The 15,522-nt window shown below is 43.2% G+C and carries 11 protein-coding genes; 5 read left to right on the top strand and 6 right to left on the bottom strand.

The annotated features are described in order from the left end of the window. Positions 1-6: 6 nt before the first annotated feature. Entirely contained in the window at positions 7-1,233 is a 1,227-nt protein-coding gene (locus DSM08_RS11085; protein ID WP_149525249.1) for an IS110 family RNA-guided transposase, read from the top strand. Positions 1,234-1,598: 365 nt separating this feature from the next. Here DSM08_RS11085 and DSM08_RS11080 read toward each other — a convergent pair whose 3' ends face one another. Further along, positions 1,599-1,925, bottom strand: coding sequence for a HesB/IscA family protein (locus tag DSM08_RS11080; RefSeq protein ID WP_149526214.1), 327 nt, complete (start codon positions 1,923-1,925; stop codon positions 1,599-1,601). Between the two features lie 75 nt (positions 1,926-2,000). Further along, positions 2,001-3,170 (bottom strand): cysteine desulfurase family protein, encoded by a 1,170-nt coding sequence (locus DSM08_RS11075; RefSeq protein ID WP_149526213.1) that lies wholly within the window; start codon positions 3,168-3,170, stop codon positions 2,001-2,003. Between the two features lie 81 nt (positions 3,171-3,251). On the opposite strand from DSM08_RS11075, the gene DSM08_RS11070 reads away from it, so the two are divergent. Next, on the top strand, positions 3,252-4,100 hold the full coding sequence (locus DSM08_RS11070; RefSeq protein ID WP_149526212.1) for a mechanosensitive ion channel family protein: 849 nt from the start codon (positions 3,252-3,254) through the stop codon (positions 4,098-4,100). Positions 4,101-4,249: 149 nt separating this feature from the next. Here the strand turns inward: DSM08_RS11070 and DSM08_RS11065 are convergent, their stop codons facing one another. The 3 genes from DSM08_RS11065 to DSM08_RS11055 are packed head-to-tail and all read right to left on the bottom strand — an operon-like array spanning position 4,250 to position 8,095. Further along, positions 4,250-4,975, bottom strand: a complete 726-nt coding sequence (locus tag DSM08_RS11065; protein ID WP_149526211.1) for an MIP/aquaporin family protein — start codon at positions 4,973-4,975, stop codon at positions 4,250-4,252. 26 nt (positions 4,976-5,001) lie between these two features. Continuing rightward, positions 5,002-6,498, bottom strand: a complete 1,497-nt coding sequence (gene glpK, locus DSM08_RS11060; RefSeq protein WP_149526210.1) for a glycerol kinase GlpK — start codon at positions 6,496-6,498, stop codon at positions 5,002-5,004. 25 nt (positions 6,499-6,523) lie between these two features. Continuing rightward, positions 6,524-8,095 (bottom strand): glycerol-3-phosphate dehydrogenase/oxidase, encoded by a 1,572-nt coding sequence (locus tag DSM08_RS11055; RefSeq protein WP_149526209.1) that lies wholly within the window; start codon positions 8,093-8,095, stop codon positions 6,524-6,526. A gap of 487 nt (positions 8,096-8,582) precedes the next feature. Between DSM08_RS11055 and DSM08_RS11050 the strand changes: the two genes are divergently transcribed. After that, positions 8,583-9,851, top strand: coding sequence for a Gfo/Idh/MocA family oxidoreductase (locus DSM08_RS11050; protein WP_149526208.1), 1,269 nt, complete (start codon positions 8,583-8,585; stop codon positions 9,849-9,851). Positions 9,852-9,866: 15 nt separating this feature from the next. Next, the gene (locus tag DSM08_RS11045; RefSeq protein ID WP_149526207.1) at positions 9,867-13,259 is read left to right on the top strand and encodes a 3-keto-disaccharide hydrolase; all 3,393 of its coding nucleotides are present in this window, start codon (positions 9,867-9,869) and stop codon (positions 13,257-13,259) included. Between the two features lie 404 nt (positions 13,260-13,663). Here the strand turns inward: DSM08_RS11045 and DSM08_RS11040 are convergent, their stop codons facing one another. Then, positions 13,664-14,017, bottom strand: a complete 354-nt coding sequence (locus tag DSM08_RS11040) for a hypothetical protein (protein ID WP_149526028.1) — start codon at positions 14,015-14,017, stop codon at positions 13,664-13,666. Positions 14,018-14,199: 182 nt separating this feature from the next. Between DSM08_RS11040 and ltrA the strand changes: the two genes are divergently transcribed. Next, positions 14,200-15,474, top strand: coding sequence for a group II intron reverse transcriptase/maturase (ltrA, locus tag DSM08_RS11035; RefSeq protein WP_246172205.1), 1,275 nt, complete (start codon positions 14,200-14,202; stop codon positions 15,472-15,474). Positions 15,475-15,522: the final 48 nt, after the last annotated feature.

Raw genomic sequence — 15,522 nt, 5'->3', positions numbered from 1 at the left:
AGACCTATGGCTGTCAGCGGATTACCCTTTATTCTTGATCGTGGCTGTGGACTGGATGTCCATAAAGACACAGTAGTTGCTACCATTAAAGGTAGTGATTTTGATACAGAGACAAAAACCTTCTTAACTTTTACGGATGACCTGTATGATTTAGTGCAATGGCTTCAATCCCATTCCATTACACAGGTTGCCATGGAGAGCACCGGTGTTTACTGGCGACCGGTTTACGCGGTTTTGGAAGATTACTTTCACATTTTGTTGGTCAATGCCCGCCACATCAAGAATGTTCCGGGGCAGAAGACCGATAAGAAGGATAGCGAATGGATCTCCAAACTGCTTCTTTCCGGTCTACTGAAGGGTAGCTTCATTCCAGCACAACATATCCGGGAGCTCAGGGAGCTCTACCGACATAGACGCAAGCTGATCGCGATGCGGACTGCAGAAAAGAACCGGTTGCAGAACATCCTTGAATCTGCCAACGTCAAACTGCGGAGCGTGGTCAGCGACGTATTCGGTGTAAGCGCCATGGAAATGGTCCGATCCATGGCTAAAGGTCAGAGCGATCCTTTGCTGTTGGCAAGCATGGCCAAGGGTTCACTGGTCAAGAAACACGCAGAACTGATTAAAGCACTTACTGGCAAGGTCACAGATCACCACCGCTTCATGTTGACCCTTATACTGCAATCCATCGATCATATCAATCTACAAATAGCACAATCAGAGGCTCAGATGGAACAGTACGCAAGGATCATGTATCGGGAGCTGGAACTACTGGAGACTATTCCGGGAGTGTCTTCCAAAGTAGCATTAGGAATCGTCTCAGAGATCGGTACGGACATGACCCAATTTGCAACACATCAGAACCTTTCCTCATGGGCTGGTGTTTGCCCGGGCAACAATGAGAGTGCAGGAAAAAAGTATTCCTCCAGAACAACACATGGAAATAAGTATCTCAAGACAACGCTCGTAGAGGCCGCATGGGTAGCTTCTAGATCCAAGGCCAATCCCTTACTTGCAGTCAAGCATCACCAGATCGCTGCCCGAAGAGGACATAAGAAGGCGACAATAGCCATTGCACATAAGATATTGACCGCTGCATACCATGTGCTGAGGGACATGGAACCCTATCAATTACATCCCCAGGATATAAAAATACTGGAAAATAGAAGACTTAAAAGAATTGACAGATTACAGAAACAATTGAGTACCCTGAAGAACACGTCTTATAAATAAAAGATCGACCTTTTTTTGGTGGTTAGACTCCCCGTGAAAAAAACTGATAACAGACGTTTAAGAACCAACAGTTGATGCCTTTAGAGCTCGAAGAAAAAATTATACTCTTGTTTTTAGTAATAAAGTCCTTTTTTTGATCAAGAAGAATACTTAAGAAACAGAAACAAAATATTCCAGACAAAAAAATAGACCCTTGAACAATCACTGGTCTGATTTTTTATTGGTTTAAATTGAAAAAACAACAATAACTTTCAGAAAAAATAGACCCTTGAACAATCACTGGTCTGATTTTTTATTGGTTTAAATTGAAAAAACAACAATAACTTTCAGAAAAAAAAGCGGGCAATTTGCCCGCTTTAATTATTTTACACCGAAAAACTCTCGCCACAGGCGCAGGTTCTCGACGCATTAGGATTGTGGAATTCAAATCCCTTTCCATTCAATCCGTCGGAATAGTCTAATTCTGTTCCTGCCAGATATAAGTAAGACTTAATATCTAAACAGATTTTGACACCGTTATCTTCAAAAAACTGATCGCCTTTTTTCTCTTCGTTGTCAAAATTAAGCTTATAAGATAGCCCCGAACAACCGCCACTTTCCACAGCCACACGTACGAAATAATTGCTATCGTAGTTTTCTTGTTGCATGATTGTGCTGATTCGTTCTTTTGCTTTATCTGTAATGGTCACCATGTTATTCTTCCTCCATTTATTGTACAAAGATAATCAAAACAAGTTCCAAATCTTTCAAAAATCATCTGAGTTCTGTCAAATTAGCCCCTCTTTATACATTTGCCAGATAGGCGAAGTTGCTCTAATTTGTGCCACAGCACGCTTGATCTGTTGTATGGAAAGATCAATATCTTCCTTTGTTGTGTATTTACTAAAGCTGAAACGACTGCTGCAAAAAACATCTTCATCGTCCATACCCATCGCTTTCAGGACGTGCGATGGATCTCGTGAACCCGATACGCAGGCAGAGCCGGATGATAAAGCCATTTCAGGAACCTTAGTCATCAATTCCGTCGAGCGCACGTGTTTGATTAATACATTGCTTGTGTTTGGAATGCGCAATGTACCGCTAGCATGAACTTTTACCTCTTCTACTTGTTGCTGTAGCTCCGATTCAAAGTAATCTCTAATCGTCTCAATCTGGCTATCGAATTCAAAGTGTTTTACTGCTTCGCCCATGCCCACAATCTGCGGGACGGCATAAGTGCCACCGCGCAGGCCATGTTCTTGGTTCCCCCCAGTGATGAGGCTAGGGATTTGAATAGGCTTGCTTTTTCTACGTATGAACAAAGCACCAATGCCCTTAGGGCCGTGAAATTTATGTGCACTTAAGCATAAGATGTCGATTGCTACTTCTTGTAAATCAATGGGTAATTTTCCGATATGCTGTGTTGCGTCGCAGAAAAATAGAACGTCTTTCTCTTGACAGATATTTGCAATTTTATCGATCGGATGTAATACGCCAGTTTCATTATTTGCAGACATTATAGAAACTAAAATTGTATCCGGACGTATGGCTTTCGTTAAAACGTTCAAATCAATATTCCCCTGCGCATCGACATCGAGATAAGTTATCTCGTAACCCTGTTTGGCTAAACTTTCACAAGTCGCCAAAACAGCTTTGTGTTCCGTTTTGCAAGTAATTATATGTTTCCCTTTTCTGTTGTAGGCTTGAGAAACCCCTTTTAAAACGGTACTAATGCTTTCTGTAGCGCCGGAAGTGAAGTAGATTTCTTTTGGCGCACAGCCTAATCTCTCTGCGAGATGTATTCGCGCCTGATCTATGGCCGCGTTTGCCGCCCGACCGAGTTTATGCTGCACACTTGAGGCATTCCCATACGACTCTTGTAGATAAGGAAGCATAGCCTGAAGAACCTCATCATCCATTCTGCTGGTCGCATTATTATCAAAATATAGAAAACTCATGTGTTAAAGATATTTAAAATAATACATGCTAATCGATTAGAACCAGTATTTTCTTACTTTTGTGAAAATTTACACTAATATATGAATTGGTTTTCTGTAGAAAGAAGTTTAGAACGACTAGTAGACTCAGTAGTAATCGCGCTGCCTAAGATTGCAGTAGGATTTTTTATACTAATTGTCGGACGCTATGTAATCAAATTTGCGCTTAAATTTATCGATAGCAGATTCGAGAAGAGAAATGTCGACCGTTCGATTCGTTCTTTTCTAAAAAGCATTATCAAATTTACGCTTTATGGTCTATTGTTGCTTACGGTAGCCAGTACGATGGGTATTCAAACTACTTCCTTTATCGCTGCCTTGTCTGCCTTCGGTTTGGCAGTGGGTATGGCGCTTCAGGGTAGTTTATCCAATTTCGCAGGGGGCGTATTAATCCTCTTATTCCGTCCGTTTGATGTTGGCGACTATATTTCCAGCGCGGCAGGAGCAACAGGAACTGTAGAACGTATCGACTTGCTGTACACAACAATGATTGACGACGACGGTATCCGCGTATTCACGCCTAATGGTCCTTTAGCCAATTCGGTCATCAAGAATTTTACGAAGATTGCCTCCCGTCGTATGCAATTTACTCTGAATGTGTCTTACGATACAAATATCAAAGTAGCGCGTGAAGCGGTTCTGTCAGTTCTGAAAGCGGACGAGCGTATTTTGGACAAACCTATGCCAGAAGTCGTAGTAGGGGATTTGAAAGAAACAGGAATTACGTTAGTTGTACGTGCTTGGGCGAAGCGTGAAGTATTTTGGGCAACCAAAAATGAAATTAGCGAACAAGTCAAGAATATACTCGATGGTAAGAATGTAGTTTTCCCGCAAAACATTGTGAAGGTTATTGGCGATCAACCCAATGCGGATGAAACTCCCGTCGCTTAATCCAGCGACTCTTTTAAGACATAATATCGGTAAGCTACAACGGCCTGTTGTAGCTTACTTAGTTTAGCGGGGTCCAGCTTTGTATAGCTAGGTAAGACCGCCTTGTTTATTTTATTCAATATTTTAAAAAATCCTTTTTTCATCGCTTCCTAATATATGCAGCTATAGAGCGCTACTGCCAACAAGGCTCCAATAATTGGGCCTAAAAACGGAACCCAAGCATAACCTGCATCAAACCCTGCTTTATTTTTGATCGGTAATAGGGCATGCATGATTCTCGGGCCTAGATCTCTGGCTGGATTAATAGCGTAGCCTGTTGTACCGCCTAAGGACAATCCGATCACCCATACGACAAAAGCAACAGGAATAGCCCCGATAGATCCTAAGCCAATCACAGAATCATCAGCCATCTTTGCATCTGTAAAGTGAAGAATCGTAAAAATAAGCACAAACGTTCCTACCACCTCAGAGACTAGGTTGATTGGAGGATTGCGCAGGGCAGGAGCAGTGCAGAATACGGCCTGCTTAGCGCCGGCATCATCTGTCTGATCGAAATGGTCCTTATACATCAACCAAACCACAAAAGCGCCGGTCATAGCGCCTAAAAATTGTGCGCCGATATAACTTAAGGTCGTTACTAAATCTAATTTTCCCAAAGCTAAATTGGCGATAGTCACCGCACAGTTTAGATGTGCACCGCTATAAGGCCCCGCAATCGTGACGCCGACAAAAACAGCGAGCGCCCAGGCGGTCGTTATCACGATCCAACCTCCATTATTACCTTTTGTGCCTTTTAGCACCACATTGGCAACCACGCCGCCCCCAAGGAGGATCATGACTGCCGTTCCTAAGTATTCTGCTACAAATGGACTCATATAATAGGTTTAGTTTTGATTTTCTTTTATTCTGGATTTTCTGACCAATATTTTACGGCTTTAACCGCGCGGTTCCACTCCTTCAAATTGTTCGAAAGCTTGTTCGATTTCGTGGGAACAATCAATTTGTCTTCTTTCCATAACGCTTCAATCTCCTTGACGTCTTTCCAAAAACCAACAGCAAGGCCTGCGAGAAAGGCTGCCCCCATAGCAGTCGTTTCCGTGATTTCCGGACGCACGACGTTCGTTTTTAAGATGTCGGCTTGAAATTGCATCAGGAAGTTGTTTTGTGTCGCTCCACCATCCACACGCAGTTCCTTAATCTTAGCGCCCGCATCAGATTCCATAGCTTTTAAGATATCGTAGGTTTGATACGCAATGCTTTCTAATGCAGCACGTGCGATATGTGCATCTGAAGTTCCTCTTGAGATACCAAATAACGTCCCGCGGGCATTCGCATCCCAATGTGGCGCCCCTAATCCGGCAAAGGCGGGAACCAGATAAACGCCCTCGGTGCTGTCTACGCTGGTCGCTAAAGCTTCCACATCGCTGGATTTCTTGATAATCTTCAACTCATCGCGTAGCCATTGAACAACAGCGCCACCGATAAATACAGAACCTTCCAGCGCATAGACGACCTCTTTCCCGATCTTCCAGCCAATCGTGGTCACCAACTTATTTTTCGACTTTACCGGCTTATTGCCCACATTCATCAGCAAGAAACATCCTGTTCCGTAGGTATTCTTGGCCATACCTTTCTTCAAGCACATCTGTCCGAATAATGCGGCTTGCTGGTCGCCTGCGATTCCTGCGATTGGAATCTTCCGACTGCCCAATTCGCCGGAGGTCTCGCCATAGATTTCAGAGGAACTCTTTACTTCCGGAAGCATGCTCTCGGGGATGTCAAAAAGCTTCAATAGATCTTGGTCCCAGGACAAAGTATTGATGTTGTATAACATGCTGCGTGATGCATTCGTCACGTCGGTTACATGTGTTTTGCCATCGGTCAGATTCCAGATCAACCAGGAGTCAACTGTTCCAAAAGCTAATTCGCCTTTCTCAGCGAGCTTGCAGGCTCCTTTTACGTGATCTAAAATCCACTTGATTTTGGTTGCCGAGAAGTAGGAATCAATTAATAGTCCTGTTTTTTCTTGTACTTCATCCAAATGTCCATCTTTAATCAATTGTGCACAATATTCAGCCGTTCTACGGTCTTGCCACACGATAGCGTTGTAGATCGGTGCACCGGTACGTCGATTCCATACAATCGTGGTCTCCCGTTGATTGGTGATGCCTATACCTTTGATGGCATCTAATTTAGTTTTTGATTTAGCGAGTACTTCTGTTAACACGGCTAATTGGCTCGACCAAATCTCTTGCGGATCGTGCTCAACCCAGCCTGACTTCGGATAGATTTGTTGGAATTCTTTCTGTGATATATTAACGATTTCACCTTTTTTATTGAAAAGTATAGCACGAGAACTCGTGGTACCTTGGTCTAAAGCTATAATGTATTCTTTCATTCAGATAAGTTTATAAGTGGTTGTATTATAAAAGGTAATTGTTTGCTAATTCATTGAATAGTTTAATTTGATTATCACGCCATTCTTGCGATTTGTCTAGTTCGCCGGCCATAAGATCAGCAACTACCGGAGCTGCTCTTTTCGCTGCCTTTGCATCCAAGAGTAATAGCCTGCAACGACGTGCAAGAAAATCTTCGACCTGTCGAATCATCTCATGGCGACAGGCCCATACGACCTCTGCTTTTGTAAATTCATATTCGGGGAGCAGGAGTTCCTTCAAGCTTTCATTTTCTTGCATCAATGCTTGAATCTGATTATAGTCGATTCCGTAATAGGTCCAGTGTCCAGCTTGAATTTGATCGGTCGAACCATGAATGGGGAGACTCATCGTTCTGCAGGCAACATGCGGTAAATCTCCCGCTTTAATTGCCGCATCGACGGTATCTTGAGCCATCTTCCTGTAGGTTGTCCATTTCCCGCCGGTGATCGTGATCAGATTGGAGTCGCTAACCAAGAGTTTGTGATCGCGAGAAATCTCTTTTGTGCTGCCCGTATCGTTGTCTTTGGGAGCTGCTAATGGACGTAAACCCGCGTAGATACTTAAAATATCATTGCGCGTAGGGTAAGGATTCAAGTAAGATTTGGCGGTTGCCAAAATAAACTCGATCTCGTCTTCCATAGGTCTAGGCTCAATCTGATGCGTATTGATCGGTATGTCGGTTGTGCCTAACAAGACTTTATCATGCCAAGGTACGCCAAAGAGTACGCGGCCATCGCTCGTTTCGGGAATCATTAATGCATCATATCCATCTAGGAATTTTTTGTCGATCACGATATGCGAGCCCTGACTCGGACGTACTAGGTTCTTATGAGTAGCGGTATCCAGCTTTAAAATGTCGTCTACGAAAATCCCAGTGGCATTGATAACGGTTTTAGCTATAGCTTTATAAGTAGTCCCATCTTCTGTATCGCTGAAAGTAACTCCACATACCTTACCATGTTGATCTTTATCGATGCCAATGGCATCCATATAGTTCAATACCGTTGCGCCATGGCTGATCGCAGTCTGCGCTAAATTGACCGCTAGGCGAGCATCGTCAAATTGCCCGTCGTAGTACAGGATGCCTCCCGTTAGGCCCTCCTGCTTTATATGAGGTAGCTTTTCTACCACTTCTTTCTTCGAGAGCAAGACAGATTTCCCAATCCGCAAGCTGCCGGCCAACCAATCGTAGAGTTTTAGACCGATCAGATATTTTAGTTTATCGAATGTCGAGTAGAGAGGAATAACGAAAGACTGTGCGGAGGAAACATGAGGCGCATTCTTAAAAATGAGTCCTCGCTCTTTCAACGCACCAATGACAAGCTTAATATCACCATTTGCCAGATACCTAACACCGCCATGCACCAATTTTGTGCTCTTGCTGGAGGTTCCTTTTGCGAAGTCGTATTTCTCGATTAATAAGACCTTGAATCCACGGCTCGCTGCATCAACTGCAGTACCAAGTCCGGTAGCTCCGCCGCCAATGATGACGAGATCCCATAATGTTGTCTGTTTTATCTTTTCAAGTTGGTTTTTTCTTGCAGTTTCGAATTGCATGAGATTGATTTTTATCTAAATGTAAGCATTTTCAAAATGAATTGCATTGGCGCTTCCTAAAAATGAAAGGTATTAATTGACTCATAACCCTTTCATAACCCAATCAAAGCCCTTTCATAACCCAATCAGAACCGCTTCAGAAAGGGAATGATTTGGGAGTAGAATGGGAATAAAAAGCTACATATATATCGAAGGTACGCTGCATCAGTTATCAAATATTTAATAAATCGGTCTGTTTATTCGTAATATTTTATTTACGCAACCGATTGTTTTATTAATTTTGTCATCAATCACCTTTACATGTCTTAAAATAATATTGTTTTGGCATGTTTGAATAACTCAAAACTGAAAAGATTTTATAATCTTGTAACTTAATCTATTTATAAAGTTTTTATGATTGGATGGCTATTAACCTAAATGATAAATCTACCTATACACTTGTCTTTTTTAGGGAAATAGCGATTTAAGCTATGGAACCATAAACATTATGAAAGAAAACAATAATTCTTCTAGACGCGATTTTATCAAGAAATCGTTGATCGGGGCGGCTGCTTTTACCATTGTACCTAGATTTGTACTTGGAAAGGGATATTTAGCCCCTAGTGACCATTTAACAAAGGGTGTTATTGGTGTTGGATCAATGGGTCGTGGACACTTCAACTATGCGGGTACAAAGACCGTTGCGATTTGTGATGTGGACACGCGCCACTTAGCGTTAGCGCAGAAGGCTCTTGGGGGCGGTGTGAAAGAGCACCATGATTTTAGGGATTTGATCAATAATCCTGAAGTGGATATTGTACATATCGCTACGCCACCGCACTGGCATGGTTTGATGGCGGTTGAAGCTGCGCGCTCTGGAAAAGATATCTGGTGTGAGAAGCCGATGACCAGAACGATCGGTGAAGGTAAGAAAGTAAAAGAAGCTGTTGCTCAGCATGGTAATATTTTTAGACTAAATACTTGGTTCCGTTTTGATGCGAACTTCTACGGGATGAACGTTCCGGTGAAAAAGATCAAAAAATTAGTTGATACCGGTATGTTAGGCTGGCCATTGAAAGTTACGATTTCAAAACATACAGGTTTTGACTGGAAGTTCTATTGGGTTGGAAAGGAAAACTTGCCAGTTCAACAGGTTCCTAAAGAATTGGATTATGAGATGTGGTTAGGTCCTGCACCATATAAGCCATATAGCGCACACCGTACGCACTTGACCTTTAGAGGTTATTGGGATTATGATGGTGGCGGTCTTGGAGACATGGGACAACATTATCTGGATCCTGTACAATATTTCTTGGGCAAGGACAATGAGAGCCCTGTTGCTATCGAAGTAGATGCGCCTCAGCAACATTCAGATGCTGTGGGTACTTGGCGTAAGATTACCTATACCTATGCTGACGGTTGCCAGATTATCTTAGATGGTGCCGGTACAGAAGAGGGTAAGGCTTATATCGAAGGACCGAACGGTAAGTTGTACCGTGGATTCGTTTCCGATATTCCAGATTTGGAGCGCAAATTAGCTCAATACCCAGAGCCCGCTCCACAGGTTACAGATTTTGTTGAAGCAGTTCGTACGCGTCAGAAATTTGCTTTGAACGAGCAAAACGGTTATTACTCATGTACGCTAGTGAACTTAGGTCTTGCGGCGTTGCGTTTGAACAGAAACTTGAAATTCGATTCGGATAAGCAAGAATTTGTGAACGACGATGCAGCAAACAGATTAATCAATCAACCAATGAGAGGTCCTTGGACATTTTAATTCCCTTGAAAAATCATGAAGAAAGTATTTAATACGATAACCGCTTTACTATTTATACAAGTTGCTGCATATGCGCAACAACCTGCAAATAGAACGTCAGCAACCAAGATTGCCGATGTTTTAGCTCAACAGCCTGCCGAGGAGCAGTCTAAGTTTATTTCAGCAATGAAAGAACTTGAGGGATTCACGGCTGATGATGTTTCCAAACTATTATTAGGCTTAAAACCACAAGGTGGCAATAATGCACCTATCGAATATGCGACAAATTCTTACGCATTCTATGTGATGCAACCAGGATTTGAAAATCAGCGCGCTACATATGTACAGGGATTGCTTTCGGCACTTGATAATCTACAAGATGCCAATAACAAGGGCTATGTCTTGGAATTATTGAAGTTCTGCGCAAAGAACGATGCGATTGCTAAAGTAGCACCTTATCTTGCTGACGAGTATTTAGCAGAGAAAGCTGCGCGCGTGCTAAATGCTATCCGCACGCCGGAGGCTGCAGCTGCTTTGAATACAGCATTGGCATCATCTGCTACGGAGAAGACGGCTACAGCAATTATCGCTGCCTTGGGCGATTTGAAATCTAACGAAGCGGAAGCAAAGATCATCGAATTGATCGGTAAATATCCATCGGAGAATTTCCAATGGAACGGTCTAACTGCTTTAAGTAAAATTGGTGGTTCGCAATCTTCAGCTTTATTCTTAGATAAGGCAAAGGCGTTAAATTACCAATACGATAAAACAAATGCTTCGAGTTTGGCGATTGACTATGCAAAGCAATTGGCGAAAACGGATGAAGCTGCGGCGAGCAAGTTCGCGACCACCTTATTCAATAATGCAGGTAAGGCGAAGGGCTCGGCTGTTCAGGTTGGTGCATTAGAGGTGTTGACCGACATCAACCCTCAAAAACAGAAGAAACAATTGTTGAAGCTTGCTTCAAGCGATGATAAAGTATTGCGCAATGTAGCTTTAGGTTTACTAGCAGACAATGCATCTGCTTCTGACTTATTGAAATTAGCTAGCTCTATGCGCAAGCTAGATGGGGATGCACAGGAAAGTGTGTTGAACTTCCTAGCGACAAAAGATGCTGCAGGTTCTGTAGCATTGATCGAGAAAGGATTTCCAAAATTGAAAGATGAGGAAGCAAGAATCGCAGCTTATAATGCGCTTTCTGTATTATCGAAAGGATCAAACGTTCCATTCTTAATAAAGCAAATCCCTGGTGCGTCTGATAATGAAGTGAAGACCATTAAAACGATGTTGTTGACGGCGAAAGATGCAGGCACAATTGATTTGGTGAATGCTGCTCTTCCGAATGCTGACGCGAAAACACAGGTGCTTTTATTGGAAGTTTTAGCACAACGCATGAACCCTAGTTCGGCGGCTGTAGTATTGCCATTGACGAAATCAACTGATGCAGCAGTTCGCGCTGCAGCATTCAAGGCATTACCAAATGTGGTTAACAATTCGGATTTCGAATCTGTTATTGCTTTGGTAAACGATGCAGAGGGAGCAGACTTAGCGAGCGCACAGCAAGCGGCTATCTTGGCTTTGCAAGCAAGTGCAGATAAAGACACGAAGATTCAACGCCTAGCGGCTAATATTTCTCGTTCTTCGGCGCCTTCAGCAGCGAAATACTTCCCGGTTTTTGCGGGAGTAGGTGGCGCTGATGCATTGAAAGCAGTAGAAAACTACGTTAATAACCCAGGCTTGAAAGCTTCTTCAATCGAAGCGTTGTCTAAATGGAATAATGAGGAGGCGCTTCCGGCCTTGATCAAATTGGCGAGAACGGAAAAAGACCCTGCTTTGTTCAATACAATTTTTACAGGCTTAATCAAGCAATTGAATGCTAGCAAGCAATCAGCTGAGCAAAAGACATTGACTTTACGTGATGCATTTGCCTTAGCGCAAACTGCAAAACAAAAGCAATCTGCTTTGAGCAGCATGCAAGCGACGAACACTTATCAAGCAATGATGTTCGCTAGCCGCTATATGAACGATCCGGAATTGAAAGGAACGGCTTCTAACGTGGCAATGAACATTGCGATGGACAACAAAGAATATGTTGGTTCTGACGTTCGCGGTATCTTACAACAAGCAGCCGATAATCTTTCCGGTAGCGAGAGTTCTTATTTAAGAGAAGCGATCGTTCGCCATTTATCAGAAATGCCGGCAGAGCAAGGTTATGTATCGATCTTTAACGGTAAAGACCTTACTGGATGGAAAGGTTTGGTAGAGAATCCGATCAAGCGCGCGGCTATGTCGAAAGCGGAATTGGAGAAAAAGCAAGCTGTTGCTGATCAGAAGATGCGTGAGAACTGGAAAGCCATCGATGGTGATTTAGTGTTCAGCGGACATGGTGATAACATCGCGACTGTAAAACAATACGGCGATTTTGAGATGTTGGTAGACTGGAAATTGGATCCTCAAGGTAAAGAACCTGATGCAGGTGTTTACTTGAGAGGAACTCCACAGGTTCAGATTTGGGATATTTCGCGTACTAACGTGGGTGCTCAAGTCGGTTCCGGCGGTCTATATAACAATAAGAACAATCCAAAGGATCCGTTGAAAGTTGCGGATAATGCGCTGGGCGAATGGAATACATTCAAGATCAAAATGGTCGGAGAGAAGGTTTCTGTTTGGTTGAACGGCGAGCTGGTTGTTGATAATGTTACATTAGAAAACTTCTGGGATCGCAATCAGTCAATTTTCCCAATGGAGCAAATTGAGTTACAAGCGCATGGATCTCGTGTATGGTATCGCGATATCTACGTGAAAGAGATTCCTCGTTTGGAAGTATCCACGTTGAGCGATGCAGAGAAGAAAGAAGGTTTCGAAATGTTGTTCGACGGAACGAACATGGATAAATGGACAAGCTCTGCAGCGTACGAAATTACGAAAGAGGGCTATATTCGTTCAAATCCGGTTGCTAAGTTCGGTAAGAACATCTATACGAAAGATCAATATGGTGACTTCGTTTACCGCTTTGAATTCAAATTGACACCTGGAGCAAATAACGGTATTGGTATCCGCACACCAATCGATGGCGATGCAGCGTATGCCGGTATGGAAATCCAGGTGTTGGATGATGGCGCAGAGGTTTACAAAGACTTGAAAGAATATCAATATCATGGTTCTGTTTACGGCATTATTGCTGCGAAGCGCGGTTCTTTGAAACCTGTTGGCGAATGGAATACGGAGGAAATTCGTGTTCAAGGCAACAAAATCAAGGTTACTGTAAATGGTAAAGTGATCGTTGATGGTGACCTTAAGGAGGCTACCAAAAATGGCACTGCCGACAAGAAGAACCATCCGGGATTGGATAATAAATCAGGACATATCGGCTTCCTAGGCCACGGTACTGAGGTATTCTTCAGAAATATTAGAGTAAAGAGATTGTAAGTAAATTAGGCTTTATTTACAGAAGAGGCGGTTGAAAAACCGCCTCTTTGTTTTGTGTGCCCAGCATGTGCAATAACTCTAGGGTGTAAGTCCCGAACACGCCTTTGCAGTGGGAAGTGTTAGCTTAGGACAAGGGTGTCCACCGCGAGGTGGAATCTGAAGGAAGTCTGAGGCAAAACCTCGGTCCGACGAACAGAAACTACATACAAGGCCGCAAGTGTTGGGTGAGGCTGCAAAACAAGCCAAAGCCCCAAACTGTACGGAAACACTATGGTAAATGTAGCGGATATATGAGGTGAAAGTTATTGTTCTTACCTGGGGAGATCTGACTAAACTCTGTCAAAGGTATACGCGAATGCCCGCGAAGAAACATATAGCAGAATAATGATGCTAGTATGCTTTAGTCAGAAGTCAGCAGAGGACAGTGTGTCACGAACAAAGCATGATATTGCTTTGGTGCTGTTTAAATGATGAGGGTAGGCCCCTCGAAGTCGACGTTCAGGCGCAGGCTTCAAACCACCTTTATGTTGCTGGGTTAAAGAGATCTGGTGAGAAGCGATAAAGGAAAAGGCATAGTTAAAGATGTCAGGTATGTAATAGAGAGACGAACGAAAGAGAACCATCGATGAAGCGTCGAAAGCTGAATAGATGATATCGAAACCAGAGTCTTGACCTTGCTCTGGGACAAACGGAAGGGAAACCTGATTACTGCTTCCGTGATATCCGGCGTAAAGATGGCGTGAAGCTATTATAGGCATTTAGGCGGAACGTGAGAACGTGTCGTTTCGATGTTAAGGGAAACCCTCAAGTGGTAGCCCCACAAGAGCAAAAGTACCGATGCGAAGCACACGGGCGGAACATCTCGTAGTAGTGATGAAGTCTCTGTAATGGAGATGGAGCGAAGGGGGTGTATTATCCAGTTCTTATCACAAAGAAAACTATGGTACAAACCATAGGAGGTACAGGAATGATTAAGACAAAACCATTTATTATTTCTCAGTCCATAGTACTGGAAGCCTACCAGCGGGTACAACAAAACCGTGGTAGTGCTGGAGTAGATGGCATGAGCTTAGAGGATTTCAAAGCAGATAGCTGGAAACACCTCTATCGACTATGGAATCGGATGAGTTCTGGCAGCTATATGCCCATGCCAGTTCTACTAGTAGAAATTCCCAAGAAAGGAGGGGGGACACGTCCACTTGGAGTACCCACGATAACAGATCGCATTGCTCAAACGGTGGTCACACTGTTTCTGGAACCAAAGTTGGATAAGATATTTCATAAGGACTCTTATGGCTATCGCCCCAACAAAAGTGCAAAGGAGGCGGTGGGAACAGCTAGAGAGCGATGTTGGAAGTATGATTGGGTTCTGGATCTTGATATCAAAGGTTTCTTCGACAACATACCACACGAGCTGCTTATGAGAGCAGTTCGTAAGCACACAGATTGCCCATGGATCTTGCTGTATATTGAAAGGTGGCTTAAAACACCGGTACAGCAATCCAATGGGATTCTTACAGAGAGATCAAAAGGGACGCCGCAAGGAGCAGTTATCAGTCCGCTGCTCGCTAACCTCTTTTTACACTACTGTATGGATGAATGGTTACGAATTAACTATCCGGACTGTCCGTTTGAACGATATGCTGATGATAGTGTGATACACTGTAAAACAGAAATACAAACAGTGGAACTGAAGAAAGCATTAGAACACAGACTAAAAGCCTGTGGACTTGAACTGCATCCAGAGAAAACCAAGATCGTGTATTGTGGCAGAAAAGAACGACAGAAATCCTATCCCATAATTGCCTTCGACTTTCTAGGGTATACGTTCAAAAGACGAAAAGCTCAGACCAAACAGGGATTGAACTTTACCAGTTTTCTTCCTGCAGTCAGCAATAAAGCTAAAGTTTCCATACGAGAAAAGATGCGGACATGGCAATTGCACAGAAGAGGAGGCAGTGACTTAGAAACGTTGTCCCGGTATATAAATCCAGTCCTCAGAGGATGGATCAATTACTACGGAGCTTTCTACAAAACAGAGCTACACAAAGTACTTCAGCACATGAACAGGTTACTGGTAAGATGGGCTATGCGGAAATATAAAAGGCTACGGAACCGAAAAGTCAGAGCCATAAAATGGATGTCAGAGATTTCCGAAAGAAGTCCGCATCTGTTTGAACACTGGTATATAGGGATAAAGTTGTCGGTTGGATAATAAGAGCCGTGTAAAGGGAGATCTTTACGCACGGTTCTGTGAGAGGTT

The organism is Sphingobacterium hotanense, assembly GCF_008274825.1.
Classification (GTDB): domain Bacteria; phylum Bacteroidota; class Bacteroidia; order Sphingobacteriales; family Sphingobacteriaceae; genus Sphingobacterium; species Sphingobacterium hotanense.
The sequence above is the reverse complement of the archived record's forward strand: the minus strand, read 5'-3'. Positions and strand labels throughout refer to the sequence as shown.